At 41.0% G+C, this 20216-nt stretch carries 16 protein-coding genes and 1 pseudogene; 14 read left to right on the top strand and 3 right to left on the bottom strand.

Annotation, left to right across the window (positions count from 1 at the left end; translation table 11 throughout):
* The first annotated feature begins 23 nt into the window (after positions 1-23).
* Positions 24-1424 (top strand): annotated as a pseudogene (locus J9537_RS17620) (YfcC family protein).
* Between the two features lie 51 nt (positions 1425-1475).
* Here the strand turns inward: J9537_RS17620 and J9537_RS17615 are convergent.
* Positions 1476-2558 carry a YhgE/Pip domain-containing protein gene (locus J9537_RS17615; protein WP_028020229.1) on the bottom strand — a complete coding sequence of 361 codons (1083 nt, stop codon included), beginning with the start codon at positions 2556-2558 and terminating at the stop codon, positions 1476-1478.
* Between the two features lie 185 nt (positions 2559-2743).
* Positions 2744-3214, bottom strand: coding sequence for a GyrI-like domain-containing protein (locus J9537_RS17610; RefSeq protein WP_028020230.1), 471 nt, complete (start codon positions 3212-3214; stop codon positions 2744-2746).
* Between the two features lie 556 nt (positions 3215-3770).
* Between J9537_RS17610 and J9537_RS17605 the strand changes: the two genes are divergently transcribed.
* Positions 3771-4532, top strand: coding sequence for a tyrosine-protein phosphatase (locus J9537_RS17605; protein ID WP_070509017.1), 762 nt, complete (start codon positions 3771-3773; stop codon positions 4530-4532).
* Between the two features lie 73 nt (positions 4533-4605).
* Here J9537_RS17605 and J9537_RS17600 read toward each other — a convergent pair whose 3' ends face one another.
* Complete coding sequence (locus J9537_RS17600; RefSeq protein WP_028020232.1) at positions 4606-6180, bottom strand: AcpB/EbpR/MafR family transcriptional regulator; 1575 nt, start codon at positions 6178-6180, stop codon at positions 4606-4608.
* A 300-nt stretch (positions 6181-6480) separates the two neighbouring features.
* Between J9537_RS17600 and J9537_RS17595 the strand changes: the two genes are divergently transcribed.
* From J9537_RS17595 to J9537_RS17540, 12 genes are all read left to right on the top strand, one after another.
* Positions 6481-7737, top strand: a complete 1257-nt coding sequence (locus J9537_RS17595) for an O-antigen ligase family protein (RefSeq protein ID WP_028020233.1) — start codon at positions 6481-6483, stop codon at positions 7735-7737.
* The gene (locus J9537_RS17590) at positions 7725-8765 is read left to right on the top strand and encodes a glycosyltransferase family 4 protein (RefSeq protein WP_028020234.1); all 1041 of its coding nucleotides are present in this window, start codon (positions 7725-7727) and stop codon (positions 8763-8765) included. Before J9537_RS17595 ends, J9537_RS17590 begins: the two co-directional genes overlap by 13 nt.
* 12 nt (positions 8766-8777) lie before the next feature.
* Positions 8778-9464, top strand: a complete 687-nt coding sequence (locus J9537_RS17585) for a YveK family protein (protein ID WP_028020235.1) — start codon at positions 8778-8780, stop codon at positions 9462-9464.
* A 35-nt stretch (positions 9465-9499) separates the two neighbouring features.
* Positions 9500-10708 (top strand): polysaccharide pyruvyl transferase family protein, encoded by a 1209-nt coding sequence (locus J9537_RS17580; RefSeq protein ID WP_028020236.1) that lies wholly within the window; start codon positions 9500-9502, stop codon positions 10706-10708.
* Positions 10705-12123 carry a lipopolysaccharide biosynthesis protein gene (locus tag J9537_RS17575; RefSeq protein ID WP_028020237.1) on the top strand — a complete coding sequence of 473 codons (1419 nt, stop codon included), beginning with the start codon at positions 10705-10707 and terminating at the stop codon, positions 12121-12123. Before J9537_RS17580 ends, J9537_RS17575 begins: the two co-directional genes overlap by 4 nt.
* Entirely contained in the window at positions 12120-12845 is a 726-nt protein-coding gene (locus tag J9537_RS17570; RefSeq protein WP_028020238.1) for a WecB/TagA/CpsF family glycosyltransferase, read from the top strand. Before J9537_RS17575 ends, J9537_RS17570 begins: the two co-directional genes overlap by 4 nt.
* Entirely contained in the window at positions 12842-14092 is a 1251-nt protein-coding gene (locus J9537_RS17565; protein WP_028020239.1) for a glycosyltransferase family 4 protein, read from the top strand. Before J9537_RS17570 ends, J9537_RS17565 begins: the two co-directional genes overlap by 4 nt.
* A complete protein-coding gene (locus tag J9537_RS17560; protein WP_028020240.1) occupies positions 14089-14805 on the top strand; it encodes a winged helix-turn-helix domain-containing protein in 717 nt (238 codons plus the stop codon). Before J9537_RS17565 ends, J9537_RS17560 begins: the two co-directional genes overlap by 4 nt.
* A 246-nt stretch (positions 14806-15051) precedes the next feature.
* Positions 15052-15735, top strand: a complete 684-nt coding sequence (locus J9537_RS17555; RefSeq protein ID WP_028020241.1) for a sugar transferase — start codon at positions 15052-15054, stop codon at positions 15733-15735.
* A 35-nt stretch (positions 15736-15770) separates the two neighbouring features.
* Entirely contained in the window at positions 15771-16544 is a 774-nt protein-coding gene (locus tag J9537_RS17550; RefSeq protein ID WP_028020242.1) for a YveK family protein, read from the top strand.
* Between the two features lie 21 nt (positions 16545-16565).
* The gene (locus J9537_RS17545; RefSeq protein ID WP_028020243.1) at positions 16566-17249 is read left to right on the top strand and encodes a CpsD/CapB family tyrosine-protein kinase; all 684 of its coding nucleotides are present in this window, start codon (positions 16566-16568) and stop codon (positions 17247-17249) included.
* 65 nt (positions 17250-17314) lie between these two features.
* Entirely contained in the window at positions 17315-20200 is a 2886-nt protein-coding gene (locus tag J9537_RS17540) for an immunoglobulin-like domain-containing protein (protein WP_028020244.1), read from the top strand.
* Positions 20201-20216: the final 16 nt, after the last annotated feature.

Below are 20216 nucleotides of genomic sequence, written 5' to 3'. Positions count from 1 at the left end.
ACGATATAAGGAGTGCGGAAGAAATGGAATTAAAAAGAAAAAAGTTTGTATTTCCCCATAGCTATACATTGATATTTCTCTTAATTATTATTGCAGCGTTACTTACGTGGTTTATTCCAAGCGGGCAATTTAAGACAGTTGTTGAAACGATTAATGGGATGGAAAAAACAACGGTCGTACCCGGTACGTATCATCAGATTGATAAAGCGGGTTACGGACAAGGGATTAGCGCTGTGTTAGAAGCCCCTGCAGCGGGAGTAATCAATGCGGTTGAAGTTGTTGCGTTTGTTTTAATTGTAGGTGGCGCTTTTGGAATCATTTTAAAAACGGGTGCCGTAGACCGTGGATTATTTACATTGGCACAATCTTTATGAGATAAAGGAATTTTAGTTATCCCTTTATCTATGATCCTCTTTAGCTTAGGAGGATCGACCTTTGGGATGAGTGAAGAGGTTATTCCGCTATTTGCGGTCTTCGTTTCCCTGATGTTTTCTTTAGGCTTTGACTCAATGACGGCAATTCTTATTCTATTTTTAGGAACGCAGGCGGGGTACATTGGATCGACGATAAATCCATTCAACGTACTGATTGCTCAAGGAGTAGCCGATGTACACGGGAATCCTCTTTTGGTCTATCGAGTAGTCTGCTGGGCGGTAATCACACTTATTTCTATCCTATTTACCATGCATTATGCGAAAAAAGTCAAGGCCAATCCAGAATCCTCTATTGTTTATAAAAATGACCAAAAGGTTAAGCACAAGTTTCAAAATTTTGAAGTGGACAAACCATTTAGTACGAGTGATAAATGGATCATTGGCGGCTTCATTATTGGGTTGATGATCATGATTTGGGGCATCATCGCGCAAGGCTGGTATATGGTTGAAATCTCAGCATTGTTTGTAGGAATGGGTCTTTATGCCGGGCTTGTCGCTAGGTTTAATCAGAAAGAGATCGCCGAGGCATTTGTCGAAGGCTGTGCGGATTTTGCTTATGCGGCAGTAATTATTGGTTTGGCTCGAGGTGTGCTAGTCATTTTGGAGAACGGAATGATTATTGATACGATTTTGAATTGTTTGGCGAATCTTTTAGGCGGACTGCCGAAATTTATGTTCTCAGCGATTTTATTGATTGCGCAAGTCATCGTTACGTTCTTTGTTCCATCCTCCTCGGGAGCCGCAGCGTTGACGATGCCGGTTATGGCACCGCTAGCAGATTTGGTTCATATTAATCGTGATGTCGTAGTTTTGAGTAATCAATTTGGCAACGGGCTGATGAATTTGATTTCACCGACTGGCGGAGTGTTGCTGGCAGGTTTAGCCATAGCGGAGATCAATTTCTCTAAATGGTTGAAGGTTGGGTCCAAAATATTTGTCATCCTCTTAATTGTTTCTGCTGTCTTGCTTTATATCGCGACGTTGTTGTAAAGAAAAGAGCCAATCATGTGTTGAAGATTCATCACATGATTGGCTCTTTTGCTACGCTGCTTTTTTCTTTTCATGAATTCGATAGCTGAAATAAATCCCGATTTGACCGATCACGATAAATAGACTCAGTGCGGCGTAGTCTAAAAAGATCTTTGAATTGTCTAAGCTGATCAAATTTCTAAACCCATTGACACTATAAGTCATGGGAATGAATCGATGGATCGTACGGAAAATGGGTGAAGATAAGAGAATAGGGTAGCTACCTCCAGATGAGGAGGTCTGCATCATAGTCAATAGCAAGACGATAAAGCTTCCAACCCCTGGAACCAGCTTGTTAAAGGCAACGATAATGCTGTAAAATGCTGCCGCGACGACGATCGAAAATAGTGCGAAGTCCAAAGGTTTTGTGATCGAGATGTGAATGAACAGCGCATTGATCAGTAGCAAAAAGATCAACTGCAGCAGAGCGATCACCATTGGGTATAGAAACTGTTCTCGCCAGTAAATGCGATATTTTTCCTTTTTCTTCGTCAATGCTCTCATAATGAACTGGTTCGTAAAAATCCCGCCGACAAATAGGGTCAAAGAGAAGATATAGGGTGCCATCCCTTCACCATTGTTTTTCACTGGATGAATGTCTTTATGTTCTAAATGAATGATACTGGCTATATTCGTCGGAACTTGCTTCGCGTTTAGCTGGCTGATCATTTGGGAGGAAAGGCCTGCATTGACTTTGGAAACAAATTGCTCAGTTGTTGTCACGATTAATTTGGCGGCAGAGTAGTTTAGTCCCTCCGATGTAGTCAAGGTCATCGTCGGCTGCTGTTGAGTGACCGGAAAGGCAGTTAGTTTATTTGTAAAGCCCTCATCAAAAGTGATGATCGCATACACGTTTCCTTTGTCTAGATCTTTTTTCGCTTTACTAGCATTTTCTTCCTTATAATCAAACAGCTTGCTCTCGACCAGCTTGTTGTATATCGGATTGTCATTTTCCTTTACCAAGGCAACAGGAAGCTGATCGACTTTTCCATAGGGGTCCATTAGAGCACCTAAAAATAAACCGGAATAAAGGATCGGAATAAGGGTCAAAAAGAAAACTACTGCATAAATCAAAAATTTCTTTTTACGTTTCATAATAATCGCCTCTTGTATCATTGAATTTCTTATTAAGATAAATCTATAGATTAAATTTATCTGTAGATATAATATATCTGTAGATTTATTTTGTCAACAGTTTGGAATGCAATCTTTTGGATGTTGAAGCATTAAAAAAATCACTCCTACTAAAAAAGAGTGATTCACGACTTAATATAAGAATTTTACGAACTTTTTATTGGAAGAAACATCTCAGTAAGATATTCCTGTTCTGGCTGGTCTTCGCCATTTAAGTAATGATAATAAATTCCACCACAGGCTTCATAGCCATGTTCAGGAATCCACTTCATGAGTGCTTCCAGAGTAGGGTCCTGCTCTTCATAAGGTCCGCGATCAATTGTCAATGCTACCTTGCGAATTGGCAGTGTCACGGATTGAACAGCGTTACTTGGTTCAAGCGGTCGTGGCGTCACAAAGCCAATCTCTACAGCTAAATTTTCTAGATCCATGTTATGAAAGCAGACGATCGGCCCACTGCTAGGCCAAGCCTCATTTTCCTCGATGTGTTGAAGAATTGTACGGATCGCTTCCCCCATAAAATCGGCGTATTCCTCGAAAAAGTTGATGGTTCGTCGAATAGTCAGCATGTGCTGCTCTGGTAGTTGCTTAATCATAATCTCTGCAATTCTTGCCATAAGTTTTCCTCATTTCAGTTAGTTTTAATAAGAAAAGCATAGCAAAGAATGCGAGCGTTCACTTGTTCCACAATGCTCAATTAGGATACTATTTTTTTCGGTACAAATAACTAAAGCGCTTCAGTATTCCAAAATAATGATTTCCCATTAAGTTAATCCCAAGGGCCCCTGCGTCCATGAAGAAGAGAGTGAGAGCACGACAGATTTTTTTGTCAGAACTCACTGTATTAAATATCTTCCAGTTCTTTTTGGAGTGGTTGCATAAAGAGGGGGTGCTCCATTCTGACAGATTTAGATGTATTTACAGTGTTTGTCTACTATTATTCTCCTAGGCTGATAGTATTCTGAACGAGACTTTCCTACAAGAATTTTTTTCACAAAAACAACATTTTTTGATGCGGCATTTTTAAGCGTATTTGGTAGAATCAAACGAAAGAAAAAAACTTGATTAGGAATTGACAAGGCTCAAGGCGTTGATAGTATTTTGGTGTAGTAAGGGCTGCACCATTGTCGATTTCCTATTCATAGAGAAGTAGATTTGTTTGGAGGAATACGTGTGATTGATTTGCATTGTCATATTCTCCCTGGTGTTGATGATGGCCCTCAGTCGTTGGAGGAAAGTCTAGCCATGGCCCATGAAGCTATACGACAGGGGATTACACATATATTATGTACCCCGCATCACAATAATGGCCGATACAAAAATCCCGCCCCTACAGTGATATCAGCCGTTCAAAAGCTGCAGCAGGAACTGGATCAGCGAAACCTAAAGCTGACTCTTTTTGAAGGGCAGGAGGTACGACTAACGGGGGACTTATTAGAAGAGATTCATCATGGAAATATTTTATTTACGGATTTGACGAATCACTATTTGTTGATTGAATTTCCTACAATAGAGGTTCCCGCCTACGCAGAAAAATTATTTCTTCGGCTGATTGAACAGGGACATATTCCTGTGATTGTTCATCCAGAGAGAAATGTGGTTTTTGCAAAGGAGCCGAATCGTTTGATTCCCTACTTAGAGATGGGGGCTTTGACACAGGTGACGGCTCCCAGTATTATCGGTTTTTTTGGTAAAAAGATTCAACGGACGGCGAAGCTGATGCTGGAAAATCGACTTGTGTATATGCTTGCCTCAGATGCGCATAGTGTCCACCAGCGTGGTTTTTATTTGAAAGAAGCGTATCAAGAGATCGAAGAATGTTTTGGGACAGGCTATCTGGAGGAGATGCAGCAAATGACAAAGGATTTATTAAATGGGGATCCAGTGCGGCGACCCGTTTTTCAAGAAGTGAAAAAAAGCTGGTTTTTCCATTAAGTTCATTGGCTTGAGTGAGAAAACATCTCTGCACTTTCTTTTCAAAAAGCTGCAGAGATGTTTCTAACAAATGTTAATAGGTTGATTTTGGATTGTTTGCTGGTACATGGTTCAGTGAAGGAAGAGTCGGTTGCTGGTTTTTTCTGGCATAAATGTCTCGCAGCTTGATTTCCAACGTATGAAAATCAAGTTTGGATGGTTCTCTTGGAATGACGATATTAGGCAATAGTGGACGTTCCGGCAGAAATGTTTTTCTAGTAGAAAGGATCAAATCCAAAGAACTCGTTTCACACAGGCTATCATGATGGGTATAGATTTCTAGTTTAAATCGCCCTCGGAATTCGTTCTCGATCATTTTAATCAATTGGTATTCTTCGAGATTTGATAAATCAGAGACTAAAAAAACTTGTAAGGGTTCTTCTACCTTTTGGAGTGGTGTGACAGTTTCAATCAACAATGGATAAATAGACAAAAGATAATTTCTTTCTCTGAAAAGATTAAAATTCGTTTTGTTGTACAGTAATTGTATGAAATCTTTGACTAAACTTTTCAGATGAAAAGATATGTATTCGCTTGATTGCCAATAAGAATCTTCAGATTTAGTATTTGGCTGTTTTTCATTGTAGAATAATTGGCAGTATAGGTGTGCACTATAGAGACTTTTATCAACAATGATCAGGTCATCTTTTGAGAGAAACAGGTTCTGTTCCTCAAACCATAGCTGTTTAAACATTTCCACCGACTGAAAGAGCTGGGTCTTTTTTTCGTGATGAAAGGCAATAAAATTCTTTCGGATGTATGTGTCGTTAAAGACTTCATCCATAGTAAAAACATATAAAAAGAGAAACCCAATTTCTTCACGATCATAAAAATCCTTGGGTGAAACCTCTCTCATTTCATAAAAAAAATGATCGAACAATTCATTGTTTTCGATATTTTCCCACAGCTCCTTCGATAGACGAAGGTGCTTTTTTTGTTTCGTCCGTTCAATGCTTACCGCAATCATACAGAAAAGATTCTTGTAATCAAAATCTGATAAACATAGATGGAAGAAGGTGACAAGTCGTTCCATCAGTTTTTCTGTCACCATTTTTGTCGTACTTCCGTATAACCATTTTCCCCGTGTATAAGAATTTTGCAGCAACACAAAACTCAATCGACGAATTTGAATTTCATCACCAATCAATTCTAGGGATCTCCGTTCGATAGAAATACCAATGGGTAGCAAATTCTTTCTGAATTTATTGATCATGCGCCATAAGGAAGATTCGCTTACGTAGTACTTATGAGAAAACTGTATGATCGAAGGAATTTTTGAGAAAAATATTTTCGTTAATAACTGATAATTGATTGTTTCCTCAATGATACGAAAGACCAGATCTTCTAAAACCGGTTCAAAATCATAGTACAAAAAATATCCTTTCTTACTATGGCTCTTCAGTACAACTTCTTTGTTTGAAGAGAATGTATCAATATCTTCTTCAATAAACGTTAAATATTTTGTGATTGTTCGTTGATTGATCTCTAACTGTGAGGTCAGCTCATCAATCGACACCCACGTTTTCTTTTCTTTCAACAAATAGATGATTTTTATTTTTGTCACCGTTTCTTTGTCAAAAAGATCAGCGATTTGATTAATTAGAAACATCTTTTATTTTTACTCCTTCCAACATACCCACAATTAATTTTCTTAAGAAGGGGATAAGTAATCAAATGATAATGAATATAAATTCGAATAAACGATTAAAAAATATCAAAATTATAATATGTTTATTTTTTGATTGATATTTATCTATTTTATACTTTGAGACCCCTTTTAATCAGTCAAAAATAGGTAATTTATTAACAAAAAAAGATGTTTGCTTATTTATTAATTGAATTAACATTAATTGTGTTTCGTTTAACGAAAAAAACGATTTTATTAATACCCAGACAGAGGAGGAATATATTGGTTGACCGGATTAAAATCCATATTTTTTTAATAATGATCATCATCTTTCCTTTAATAGATATTTTTAACGGCGTTTTTATCTCGTATGGACACAATATCCCGCTAGGAACAGCCTATCGAGTTCTTTTTATTGCATATATTCTCTATGGCGCTTTGTCAAAAGGGGTGAAGCGAACAGGCGACTATCTATTACTACTGATTTCCCTTTTCTTGCTGATCCTTCTTTGTATTGTTCAAACGGTGTATTTCAAAACGGGTCTTTCGCTGCTTATTAAAGAATTGTCCTATGTCATTCGATTCTCATTATGTTTGCTAATTCCGTTTTTTGCGAATCAATACATTGATTATTTGTCTATTAGAAAACTATCGAAGGTAACAGTTTTTTTAGATTTATTTTTGATTGGAGGATTAATTATTCCTTACTTTCTTGGGCTAGGAAACAGCACTTATGACGATACGGCTGGCTTTAAGGGGTTCTATTTCGCGACAAATGACATTGCCTTTGCGTTTTTGATCTTGCTCTTCTTTGTTGGATGGTTTCTCATCCATCATGAAAAATGCTTGATTCCAGCCGGAATATTATTGGCTTTGTATTTCTTGAACATGTATTGCCTGCTGATCTTAGGAACAAAATCGGGTCTGTTGACAGGTGTCCTTTATACCTTCTATTTGATTTTTTATTTTCTTTCTCGTTATCGGAGCCGTTCCTTATTTGCTCAGTTTTTTGTTTTTGAATTTCTGTTATTGGGGCTTTTTCTTCTTTTAATGAAGGGAAAAGAATTTTTATTGACCGCTTTATCGGGTGTGATCGCACGATTCGCTTACTTTCGCACACTTTATCAGGATGATTGGCCGAGGCTGCTGCTTAGTTCCAGAAATGTGTATCTGAAGGATGCGATGGATAACTTCTTACAGGCACCGAAAAATCAGTACCTCTTTTTGTTCGGAGCCGGGTTCGAGAATCGCTGGGATTGGTATGGAAGAAAGGGTGGTCTGATAGAAATGGACTTCTTCGATATGTTTTTCTCTTATGGAATTATTGGAACGTTCCTTCTGATCGCTGTGGTGGGCTATTTCTTGAGACTGGCTGTGTATCACGGTGCCGATAATTTCTGTGTATTCTTATTAATTTTTACAATCATTTACAGTTTCTTGGTGGGACATGTATTTTTCTCCGCACTATCGGCAACGGTATTCGGTTTTATGTGCATGCTGATCCAAGTGATAAAAAAGGAGCAGGGATGGCAAAGATAATCATGATAGGTCCGGAAAGTACCGGCAAAGGTGGAATTTCTACAGTAATCCGAAATTTCCGTCAGTATTTTCCTACGGATCATAACTGGCAACTTCAATACGTATTTTCATGGAATGAAAAACACAAGCTTCGATACGCGTTGCGATCCTTTCAACAATTACTCATTGCCGCTCATACACAAAAGCTAGCGATCGTTCATTTTCATGTTTCTCAGGACGCGAGTTTCTATCGCAAAGCACTGCTGCTGAGGGCAGTGAAAAAGGAGACTAAAACGATTTTTCATATGCACGCGCCTAATTTTGATCAATTTTACGAAAAAGCCTCTACAAAACAAAAGAACTATATCCGCAGGGTGCTAGACAAAGTGGATATCATTGTCGCTTTGGGAGAGGAATGGGCGAATTATTATCGCACACTAACGACAACAACAGTGATCGTGATAAATAATGCGGTTTTCGTACCAGAAAAGAGCAGCTATCACCCGCAATCAATGAATATTCTAACCTTCGGACGTGTATGCGAAAGAAAAGGCAGTCACGACATTATTACGCTCGCTAAGCGAATACAAGAGCAATTACCTAAGGTTCGTTTCCATCTATACGGAGACAGTGATCAAACGACTCCAGCAATTCTTCGGCGATTAGAAGAATCGGGCTGTACGAATGTAGAAATCCATGGCTGGACTAGTGATCAACAGGAGCTTTTAAAGGATTGCGGTCTACATCTCCTTCCTTCGTACCATGAAGGAATTCCGATGGCAGTCTTAGAAACAATGGCCGCTGGAATCCCCAACCTGGCAACGGATGTTGGGGGGATCAGTCAGGTAATCACGGATAGAGAGAATGGCTTTCTGGTAGTGCCAGGAGCTATTGATGAAATGGAGGAGCGACTGCTTTCTTTTTTCTCAGACGACAAGCTACGTAAAGAGCTGTCGGAACAGGCGAAACAAAAAATCGAGGCGCAGTTTTCGCTGGATGCGTATATTGCGAATTGGGAGAGTCTTTACGACTCATTATCTCGTGGATGAAAGGAGTACGTCATGTATTCATTTAAGGACTTTCTTTACTTTCTTTGGTTGCGTAAGAAGGCGCTTATCGTACTGACCGTACTTTTTGCTGTACTGGGAAGTGTGGGATTTTACATGAAAGGCTTTAAATACAGCACACAGGTATCCTTTCTGCTGCCTGCAACAGAGCAACGCGAGGCAGAGTCGCTGGCGAATAACGACCAGCAAGAGATAGAAAACAAAGCGGTGGCAAGCAATATCAAGTTAGTGGAGACCTACAAGGAAATGATCAAAAGCGATGCTGTGATAGAAGCGCTGCAAAAGGAGTTGCCGCAGTTAAGTAGAGAGACTATTAGTCAGTCCTTGACGGTGACCAACAGCATCAATTCACAAATATTCAAAGTCAGTGTGACCGCTGATCAACCAGAAAAAAGCAAAGAACTTGCGATTCGCTTGAGTGAAAAGTATCCAGAGATCGTTGAACAGAGTCAGCTGCCGCGGAATGTCTTTCTGTTGTCTGCGCAGTCTTTTGAAACAATGCGGTCTCCTCGTTTGACGAAGGTATTTGCGGGAATTTTTTTGATCAGTTTGATGCTGAGTACCTCAAGTAGTTTTATTTATTACTATCTGAAGGCAAGAGCAATCATTCAAACGCCGGAGCTCGTTCCCTCGTTGATGGATACGGAAATTATCGGTGTGGTTGATTTTTATGAATGCTAGCAATGTTAGAAAAAAGTTGAAGGTGAGTGGCCGGAGTGAAAGCAATCCTAGTTAGTTTCATTGATAGTTCGAATATCGGGGATCGATTGATCGCTGAAACGCTGTCAGACCAACTGTTAACAGATGTTGAAACAAAAAAATACAGCTACAAATTGATCGAAGAATCACAGATTAAACGAAACAACCAATTGATTCGACGATCAAAAATTCATGACTACTATTACAAATATTTTCGCCAGTTGCCGTTTGTTAGGGATCTTGTCAGTAAAGGGAAATGGCTGCGTTCGAGAAAGAGAATGTACGAGCCAGCCAACATTCGAGCATTTGAGGCGGCTTTAGAGGAAACGGATCTGCTGATAATTGGCGGTGGAAATGCGATTTTCGATTTATCACCTGCGACGCTGTCCGCACAACGTTTTGATCAGGTAGTGACTCTTGCGAACAAGCACCACACAAAGATATTCGTCAGTTCAATCGGAATTGGTCCCTTTTGTACAGAAAAACAGCAACAAGCGGCGATCGCTACCTTAAAAAAATGCGATGCTGTGACCTTTCGTGATCAGCGTTCCTACGCTTATTTGCAAAATGCTCAGCATTCTGCTGCCTATGCCTCTGTGGATCCTGTCTTTCTTTTGCCGGAAAAGCAATCCTTTGAGGCGCTAAAGGCACAAAGGGCGACTCGCCAACAAATTGGAATTTGTGTAATTGATTACCGTATTACTGGCTGTCCGCAAAAAGAATACCTGCAGTATCTAGAGGAAATGAGCCATCTTATTCGCGAGTTGGTTTCTTCGAAAAGAGAGATCGTTCTCTTTTCTTCAGAGATTCAGGATTACGAAACGGTCGAAAGTGTGTATTCCGAGTTTCGAGAGTGTCCCCAAGTACAGCTGATCGTTACCACAGATAAAGAAGAGTTATTAGAGCTGTATCAAGTATTAAGTCTGATCATCGGTACCAGGATGCATTCCATGATTGTAGCTGTTTCTCAATTTCTTCCAATTATCGGCTTGTCTTGGCAGCAAAAGGTAGTCGAGATGTTCAAAAATCTTGAGATGGAAGAAGATGTACTACCGATTGAGGAGCTACCGAAAAAGCGAGTACTTCTTTTGGAAAAGGTAAATGAAAAGCTTGTTGAGAATCATGAAGCCTCCCAGCAGATGAAGCGGGCAAAGGAGAAGATGCGGCAAGCCTTTGCAATCAATCATGAGCTAATGGACGACTTTCGGCAGGGATTGGTCGAATGAGGAATCAATATAAGAAATTGTTCAACGATTCGTTGATTTTTGCGATTGGCAGCTTCGGCAGCAAGCTGATTACGTTTTTCCTTGTCGGCTTTTATACCTACTATTTGACTAAAAGTGAGTACGGTACAGCAGATTTGCTGCTGAATACCATCAATTTGGCTCTTCCGATTGTTAGTCTCAGTGTTTCCGAAGGGGTGCTGCGCTTTGTGCTGGATAGTAAGAGCCAACAGGAAAAGCTGGATTGGCTGCGAACCGCCTTGGGCACCAATGTGATGGGACTCGGAGGTCTAGCTTTGCTGTTGGGCGGTCTGCGTTTGTTTGGGCTGCGGGTAGATCTCTCCTCAGGTGTGGGGCTGCTTAGCTTTTGTCTCTTAACGATTCAATCCTTCCAGTTGATTCTGATGCAGTATATCAAGGCAATCGGGAAACTGAAGACCTACGCGGCCAACGGTATTTTGCTGTCACTATTCACCTTGCTGTTTAACCTCTTGCTGTTTCGTCGGATGGAAAACATGATCGTGGCTTATTTCTTGTCATTGGTTGTAGCCAATTTGTTCTCGCTCGTTTTTTTAGCTGTCAATATTTCCTGGCGAGCATTGCTTACACGAAGAAAAACAGTAAATTCTGAGCAGCGGAAACAGTTGATCGCCTACAGTTTGCCGTTGATTCCGAATTCCGCGATGTGGTGGATTCTTACCACATCTAGCCGCTTCATTATGACCTTTTTTCTTGGTGTGGCAAGTAACGGGATGTATGCGGCGGCTAGTAAGATTCCGAACCTATTGTCCGTTATCGGAACGATCTTTTTACAGGCGTGGCAGCTGTCGGCGGTTGAACAGTATCACAAAAAAGAGGCGGCGGCCTTTTATCAAAAGGTGTTTAACCATTACAGCACGCTGCTGCTGCTGTTCTCCGGATTGATCCTGCTGTTTTTAGATCCGCTAGCATCGGTGTTGCTATCAAAAGAGTTTTACTTTGCCAAGTCCTATATTCCCTTGTTACTGGTAAGTAATTTCTTTTCCTGTATTTCTGGTTTCTTCGGGACGACCTATATCGTTGTGAAGAAAACAAGAGGAATACTGACTACTTCCTTGTTAGGTGCAGCAGTCAATGTTTTAGCAAGCTTGCTACTGATTCCGTTGATAGGGATTAATGGTGCTTCACTTGCATCGGGCGGTGGTTTCTTCCTGATTTTCTATTTACGAAAACGGCAAACTGATCGCTTCATGAAGCAGCGACTATCCACAAAAGCAATGTGGCTGCAAGTTGCTTTATTGATCGGACAGATTGTTCTCAACCAATCAGGCGTACTTTCTGGCGGAGGGTTGTTTTTCATCCAAGGTTTGTTATTGGTTCTCATTATTTTTATTGATTTGTTCCATGGAGGGATAAGCAAGAAAGGGGTGCATAAATGAATAAAGTAGAGCTATTTGATCTGATGATAGATGATGGCAGCTTGGAGGAAACAGTGACTGAAATCATTCAACGAATCCAGCGAAATGAAGTCATTGAACATGTCGGCGTCAACTCGAATAAAGTCGTCCTCAGCCATCGAAATACCGAGATAAAAAAGATTATTCAACAGGCGGACATGGTGAGCGCGGATGGCTATTCGGTGGTACGCGCCTGCCGCTGGATCAAAAAGAAAAAGATTGATCGGGTGACCGGGATTGATACCATGATGGCACTTCTGGAGCAGGCAGAGAAAAAAGGAATGACGGTGTACTTTTTAGGAACCAAAGAAGCTATTTTGAATAGACTGCTAGAGGTGTTAAGGGAGCAGTATCCGAATTTGAAGATTGCGGGCGCTCATCACGGCTATTTTAAAGATGAGGAGGAGGTCGTAAGAAAGATTGCCGTCTGTCAGCCGCAGATGCTGTTTATCGGCATGACCTCACCTTATAAGGAAGAATTTGTCAATAAGTATAAAACTGAGCTGAATGCCAACCTAATCATGGGTGTGGGAGGGAGCTTCGATGTTTTAGCAGGAGCCATTTCTCGAGCACCTGTCTGGATGCAGAAAAATGGTTTGGAATGGCTACACCGCTTCATGAAGGAGCCGCGACGGCTCTATAAACGCTACATCTTTGAAAATCTTTATTTTATTTATTTAATGATGCAGGAGAAGGTCAAATGAGGAAACCACGGATCTTGCTGCTAACCTATGGGGCTTTGCCTGTTCCGGCTGTGAAAGGCGGCGCGATCGAAACGCTGCTGGATTCTTTAATAGAAGAAAATGAAACCCATCAACAGCTGGAACTACGAATCGTGTCTCGAGCAGACCCGGCAATTTCAGCCTTCAACCAAACCCATACACAGACTCAAATTATACCTGTGGATATCAGAGAACGTCCCGTATGGTGGTTCATCCAGAAATGCTGGAATAAAGGACAGTCACTTCTGACGGGAAAACGGAAAAACTTGATTCCTTATCCTGAACTAATAAGAAAAACGAAGGAGTATTTACAGGAGGCAGAGGTTGATGGGGTGCTGGATCTGAATTGTCCAGAACGTATTCCGTTGCTGCGTTCCTTTTATTCAGGGAAATTAGGCACGTATTTGCATAATGACTATTTGAATCCTGAGACAAAGGACGGAAAAGAGATTTTGCAGGAGCTGGATGGTGTGTTCTCTGTCTGTGATTTTCTGAATCAACAGGCTCAAAAGATAGATTTTCCTAAGGAGCGTTCGGCTTTTTATCGGGTAAACAACGGTATTCAGCTAGAGGATTTTCAGCCAGTATTACAGGCTGAAAGACAAGAGGCACGTGCGCAGCTTCGTCTGGAGGATTCAGATTGCATCATTGTTTTTTCGGGTCGCATTACCGAAACAAAAGGGGTGCATCTGCTTCTAGAAGCCCTAAGCAGACTCGACGATATCTCGCATGTAAAGGTCTTGGTGCTAGGAGGAACCACCTATAGCTCTACTAAGAAAGATGCCTATTTCAATAAGGTTCTGGCGCAAGCTGAGAAGCTGCCGATTGAGGTACGCTTCACCGGATATATTAATAAAAAAGAGATCCCGTTTTACTTGAGGGCGGCGGATATCTGTGCAGTGCCCTCTATCTTCCATGAAACCTGCTGCCTTTCTGCAGTTGAAGCACAGGCGATGGGGATACCCGTGATTGCAACAAAAATCGGCGGGATTCCAGAATATATCAGTGAAAAAGGAGCAGTATTGATTCCCTATGATCAAGAGTATGTTCAGCAATTTGCGCAAGGCCTAAAGCAATTGATTAAAAACGAAGCATTACGTCGTCAAATGAGTGAAGCGGCCATAAGTGGACGAGAGCGGCATTCCCAGCAGCGTTTTTACGAAGAGTTTGTTTCAAGTATCAGACAGTTCATTGGCCAAAATGGCATGAAAGAAGGAGAGCACGAATGAAAATATTAATCTTAACCAAAAATTTGTTGGCGGAATCAGGATTCCAGAGCAAGCTGCAGCAGTTGAATAATGAAGTCTTCTGCAGTGCTTGTCTGTTAGAGGATTGCTACTCGATGGATCAGGAAAAGCGACTGCTGTTCTCGTGCTTTGATGCGGTCATTTTGAGTGAAACGATCGCTTATCAGGAGATCGTGGCGTTGATGCCGAAGCTTCGTGGCTGTGTTTCTGCGATTGTCAGGAAATACGAGAGTGATTTTACGAAAAGCTATGAAGAGGATCAGACAGATTCGGCCATTGATCAATGGATCAGAGGGAATGCTTCACTAGAAGAAATTCGTGAGATGTGCCAGACCATCAACCACCAAGATCCAACGAAGTTTAAGGATACTTCTTTTAGCAAAGAAAGGGAACGTACACAAAAAAAGAAATACCATCTTTATCATTTTGGGCTGTCTAAACGAGAGAATCTGCTGATGACCTGTCTATATGATTACAGTGGAAAGTACCTTTCACGCCAAGAGCTGTGCGAAAAAATTTGGGAGGACGAGGGAGCCACTAATTCAAGAATGTCCGCCTTATCCGCCTGTGTGCGAAATATCAAATCAAAGGTAGTCAAAAGCGGTGTCGAGTGTGACCCGATCAATACTTCCTGGGGCAAAGGGTATCAAATTTCAGATGAATTTTATCAAATGCTTGTCACAGAGGTTGACTAACCCAAACCGCGGAAAATTCAAAAAAGAAACAAAAAAAGAAAGGTAATTCCACAATAAAGTCATTTTTCCGAAAATAGACTGTGTTTTTTGATGATAAAAAATCAAAAAAGCGACAATTAATTGACGGTTGGATGATTCGCTTCTGTTCTACTATTAAATAGTTAGCTGTAATTATTCTAAAGAAGAATATTTTTGCAGGAAAGAAAAATACATCGGAATTGATGCCGATCCTTTGGAAGTGAAAAGATGAATAATATTTATGAAAATAATTCTTCGATTGAAGAATTCGTGTTATCTAATCAAGACGATTTCGGTACTTCTGACTTTTTTGGCAGGAGAACAAAAAGGGTCATCGATATTTTTGTAAGTATTGTGGGTTTAGCGATCCTTTTGATACCACTAGCCTTTACGGCACTGTTGATTAAGCTGGAAGATCCTAAAGGTCCGATCTTTTTTACCCAAACACGGGTCGGATTGAACGGCAAGCCATTTGTTATCTATAAATTTCGAACGATGTATGTCGGTGCCGAGAAGCAGCTTGCTGATTTAATGGCGAAAAATGAGATTGAAGGACCAATGTTCAAAATGAAGCGTGATCCGAGAATCACTCGAGTGGGTGGCTTTTTGCGAAAGTTCAGTATCGATGAATTTCCTCAGCTAGTAAATGTATTAAAAGGAGAAATGTCGATCGTAGGACCTCGACCAGCTCTGCCTCGAGAGGTGGAGCAATACTCCGCTTACCATTGTTTACGTTTGCGAGTAAAGCCTGGTTGTACAGGGCTTTGGCAGGTCAGTGGTCGTAATAAGCTTCATTTTGAAGAAATGATTCAGTTGGATCTGCGCTATTTAAATAGAGGAAGCTTCCTTTTAGATGTTCAAATCATGCTTAAAACCTTACTGGTAATCGTTACTCACTACGGTGCTTATTAAACCAGTACATAAACTATTGGAGGCAACTGACCATTATGGATGAAAAATTCAATTTTTCCTTTTTGTTTCGAACCATTAAGGAAAAATTACCTATCATTATCTTTTGTAGTATCGGCGGGTTGTTGATTGGCGGGTATATTTCCTTTTTCTGGATTACTCCTCAATACAGCTCCCAGACCCAGATGATTGCTACGACCAAGTCGACAGAAGAAAACTTGTCCAACGAGATTACCGCTAACCTGCAGTTAGTGAAGACCTATAAGGAATTAGTGTTGAGCGATCTTGTGTTAGGGCGAGTACAGGAAAAGCTGAAGAGTGAAGAGAATCAAAGCCTCTCCGTTAGCGATCTGCGAGAGGCCATCACCTTAGAGCAGCAGCAAGACTCGCTTTTTTTTTCCATTCGAGCCGTGAGTGATCGGCCAAGATTGGCGGCTTATATAGCGAACACAACTTCACAGGTGTTTCAGGAGGCTTTGGCAGAAAGTCAGATCCCTGGTGAAATCTCGATTACCTCAGGTGCGACCGCCAGCAGAAACCCAATCTCTCCTAATCATAAATTGAACCTGATGCTGAGCTTCTTTGTCGGCGGTTTGGCAGGCTTTCTCTTTATTCTGCTGCGGGCGAGCTTTGATCAGACGATTAAATCAGAGCAGGCGATTTACGAGATTTTTGGCACCAATACTTTAGGGATCATTCCCCATACCACCAATGTGGACATGAAGATGTCTGCGAAAGACAAGGATCTTCTGAAAAAGAATTTGTCAGAGGATTCTCTTAGTGTGTCGAGAAGACAAAGAAAACGAGTCTAAAGTTTAGGAGCGGGCGTATTCATGAAAGTAAGAGAAACACGGTTAATTTCGATTGAAAATAGATTTTCACCAATCACCGAGCAATACCGAAATGTACGAACCAGTATTCAATTTGCCGCCTCTGCAGGCGACCCCTTAAAGCTGCTTTTAGTGACCTCCACGGAGCAGGAAGAAGGAAAAACCACCTTAGCCGCCAATCTAGCTGTTGTGATGTCAGAGACCAACAAGAAGATTTTATTGATTGATGGCGATTTGCGGAGAGCTACTGCCGGGAAATATTTTAATATGCGTTCTAGCCAAGCCGTGGGTTTGAGCACCTTGTTAAACAACGGAAGAAGTTCATTGAACGAAGCGATTCAACGGACCCAGGTGAAAAATTTAGATTTTCTGCCTGCAGGGCCGATTCCGCCAAACCCATCTGAGCTGCTGAACTCCCTTCGATTGAATGAGCTTTTTAGCGAGTTAGAGGATCAGTACGATGCCATTATTGTGGATTCACCACCGTTATTGGTAGTGACGGACGCGCAGATTTTTTCCTCTAAGGTCGATGGGGTGATCTTAGTTGTTCGGGAGAATCGTACGAAACGAAACAATTTGATAAAGTGTAAAACCTTACTCGAACGATCAAAGGCACATCTGATTGGTGTTGTTTATAACGGGGCCAAATCCATGGGGGCTGGAAACTATAAATACTATAAGTATTAGAGGGGGTGATGGATGAATAGGCGGCGTTTCAACGAAGATCAGGAGAAAAGAAAGGGGAAAAAATAGTGAAGAAAAAGAAATTAATAACCATTGGGGCAAGCAGTTTAATGTTACTGAATACAGGCTTAATGCCTGTCGTGTCCTTAGCTGAAGAAAAGACAGCAGACACAGAAGAGGTAGCACCAGAACAAGCAGATAAGCTGACAACAGACAGCTTACCTGAAGCAGCTCCAGAGCTAACTCAGGAGCCAGTCCAAGAAACACCAGAAGCAACAACGTCTTCTGCGACAACAGAAGAATCTGAAGCAACGACAGAGGAATCAACTACTGACAATGAACAAAAAGCAGATTCTGGCAGCCTTATCCAACCGATGGATATTGGATTAATCGCATGGGGAAAGATTGGCCTAAAAACTTCTACAAACAAAGAACTAGTGATCAATAACCAAAAAACAGAAGGAATTTTGACGGTTGATTTGAACATTACTCAACTTGCAAATCTGGGAATCGCGGACAAAACCTTCTATCAAATCAAATTACCAAACGAATTCAAACCATTATTAGAAGATCCGCGCTTTATTAATTATTTATCAGGTGAAATGAAGGCCTACAATCTGGGTATTCCGATCAAATCCTATACCTACAAATCAACAGATATCAAGGTAGACCCAGAAAGCTGCTCATTGATTATTCAAAATCCTAAAGTTACGACAATTGTTGGGCTTTTACCACATGTATTTTGTTCGGTAAATATTGACCTTGGTGGTTTTGTGACGGATACAGAAATTCGTGTACCAAACTCGTTAGACGGAAAATATCATTTCGATACTGCGTTGACGCAAGACACCAACATCATTGACTGGACTGTCGGTGGCGGAAAAGAATCTAGCGGCTACTTGGAATACAGACAGCTTGACCCAGCTTATGGAACAGAAAAACCTGTTTTAACAGCTGAAAACCGCAAAATTATTTTAGGTGATGACTTTTCTGGCTCATTTGCCATGAAGGGTGTATCAGCGATCGACAAAGAAGACGGTGATATTACTAAAAATGTCGTGATTACTGACAATCAAGTAAGAAGTAATGTACCAGGTGTTTACCCTGTGACCTATAAAATTACAGACAGTCATGGATTGACAGCTACAAAAACAATTGAAGTTACCGTTGGTGAAAATTCACTACCCGTTATCAACGCTGAAAACAAAGTCATCGAAAAAGGCGAACCATTTAATCCATTAGAAGGCGTTACCGCTCACGATGAAGAAGACGGCGACTTGACTTCAAAAATCATTATTAAATCAAATACCGTCAATACAAATGTTGTGGGCAAATACTTTATCACGTATTCAGTAGAAGATAGCCACAAAGGGGTTGCGACAAAAGACATTGAAGTAGAAGTAAAAGCTAGCGTACACGGAATCACACCGAGCGACTACACTGTCGGAGAAGGTATGATTACTGGTACGTATGAAGGAAATGTTTCTTACCTTGAATTCTATGTAGACGATCACTTGGTTTCAAGCGGCGGTACATTAAAAGATGGCAAGTTCACGTATGAAGTAAGCAACGGCTTGATCAAGAAAAATTCGAAGGTCGTTCTCGTTGCTTATGACAAGGACAAAAAGAAATTAGATGAAAAAACAGTCAAAGTATTGTCTAATTACAGCGGAACAATTTCAGCATACGATTATACGATCGGCGATGAATACATCCGTGGAACGTATACTGGCGATGTGAAGAAAGCCAAAGTTATCGTAAACGGAAAAGTTCTGTCATTAGGTGGCACTTTCAAAGATGGTGAGTTCAGTTACTGGGTTGGCAAAAACGCAATTAAAGCGGGCGACAGCGTATTGATCAACGGCTATGACGTTGATAGCGATGTGTTAAGTCAAAACAACAAAGTGACGATCCTTGCTGCACCAGAAGCAAAAGGAACCATCACACCAAGCAAATTCACTGTCGGCGCGGTTGAAATTACCGGTACTTACACAGGCGACGTGAAGAAAGCGAAATTGTATGTCAATGACAAATTGATCTCACAAGGCGGAACATTCAAGAATGGTACCTTCACTTACTACGTGGGTCAAAATGTTATTTCAAAAAGCTCAAATGTTCGTTTAGTTGCTTTTTCTGCTGAGGATAAGGAATTAGACAGCAAAGTCGTACAAGTAGAGTCTACTACTTCAGGCACTCTTTTAGCTGATGCTTATACAGTTGGTGATGAACACATCACTGGTACGTATAGTGGTGATGTGAAGAAAGCGAAAGTCATCGTGAACGGAACGGTGTTGTCTCTAGGCGGTACCTTCAGTAACGGACGCTTCACTTACTGGGTTGGCAAAAACGCCATCAAAGCAGGCGACAGCGTGTTTATCAATGGTTACGATCAAAACAATGTCGTATTGACGCAAAACAATCGTGTGACTGTGAATCAAGCAGCTGCACAAAAGGGCACGATCACACCAAACACCTATACGGTTGGAAATGGTGAAATTACCGGAACTTACACAGGCGATGTGAAGAAAGCGCGTCTATCAGTAAACGGCAATGTCATTTCTTGGGGCGGCACCTTTAAAAATGGTACCTTCACTTATTATGTCGGCAGCAGCATTAAAGAAGGCGATGTTGTTACATTAAATGCTTATGGAGAAAATGATGTCCTGTTACAAGAAAACGTGAAGGTTTCCTTCACTAGCTCCTCTTACACAGGCAGCATCTCACCAAATGCTTACACAGTTGGCGCAGTTGAAATCACTGGGATTTATGTCGGCGATGTGAAGCAAGCACGTCTTTATGTAAATGGCGGATTGGTATCCATTGGCGGAACCTTCAAAAATGGTAGCTTCAGCTATTATGTCGGCAATGCGATCAAAAAGGGCGACAGTGTTTACTTGGTTGCTTATGATCCAGATGGCAAGGAATTAGATAGAAAAACAGTTCAAGTGAACTAGCGAACGGAGATTTTGG

It is taken from the genome of Enterococcus raffinosus (assembly GCF_019175485.1).
GTDB classification, from domain to species: domain Bacteria; phylum Bacillota; class Bacilli; order Lactobacillales; family Enterococcaceae; genus Enterococcus_A; species Enterococcus_A raffinosus.
The sequence above is the reverse complement of the archived record's forward strand: the minus strand, read 5'-3'. Positions and strand labels throughout refer to the sequence as shown.

What these genes read in the sequence shown, in the direction of transcription:
- J9537_RS17550 (WP_028020242.1), top strand. Translation starts at nt 15,771, where the DNA reads ATGGATGAAAAATTCAATTTTTCCTTTTTGTTTCGAACCATTAAGGAA.
- J9537_RS17610 (WP_028020230.1), bottom strand. Translation starts at nt 3,214, where the DNA reads ATGGCAAGAATTGCAGAGATTATGATTAAGCAACTACCAGAGCAGCAC.
- J9537_RS17555 (WP_028020241.1), top strand. Translation starts at nt 15,052, where the DNA reads ATGAATAATATTTATGAAAATAATTCTTCGATTGAAGAATTCGTGTTA.
- J9537_RS17600 (WP_028020232.1), bottom strand. Translation starts at nt 6,180, where the DNA reads ATGTTTCTAATTAATCAAATCGCTGATCTTTTTGACAAAGAAACGGTG.
- J9537_RS17565 (WP_028020239.1), top strand. Translation starts at nt 12,842, where the DNA reads ATGAGGAAACCACGGATCTTGCTGCTAACCTATGGGGCTTTGCCTGTT.
- J9537_RS17585 (WP_028020235.1), top strand. Translation starts at nt 8,778, where the DNA reads ATGTATTCATTTAAGGACTTTCTTTACTTTCTTTGGTTGCGTAAGAAG.
- J9537_RS17575 (WP_028020237.1), top strand. Translation starts at nt 10,705, where the DNA reads ATGAGGAATCAATATAAGAAATTGTTCAACGATTCGTTGATTTTTGCG.
- J9537_RS17570 (WP_028020238.1), top strand. Translation starts at nt 12,120, where the DNA reads ATGAATAAAGTAGAGCTATTTGATCTGATGATAGATGATGGCAGCTTG.
- J9537_RS17615 (WP_028020229.1), bottom strand. Translation starts at nt 2,558, where the DNA reads ATGAAACGTAAAAAGAAATTTTTGATTTATGCAGTAGTTTTCTTTTTG.
- J9537_RS17545 (WP_028020243.1), top strand. Translation starts at nt 16,566, where the DNA reads ATGAAAGTAAGAGAAACACGGTTAATTTCGATTGAAAATAGATTTTCA.
- J9537_RS17590 (WP_028020234.1), top strand. Translation starts at nt 7,725, where the DNA reads ATGGCAAAGATAATCATGATAGGTCCGGAAAGTACCGGCAAAGGTGGA.
- J9537_RS17560 (WP_028020240.1), top strand. Translation starts at nt 14,089, where the DNA reads ATGAAAATATTAATCTTAACCAAAAATTTGTTGGCGGAATCAGGATTC.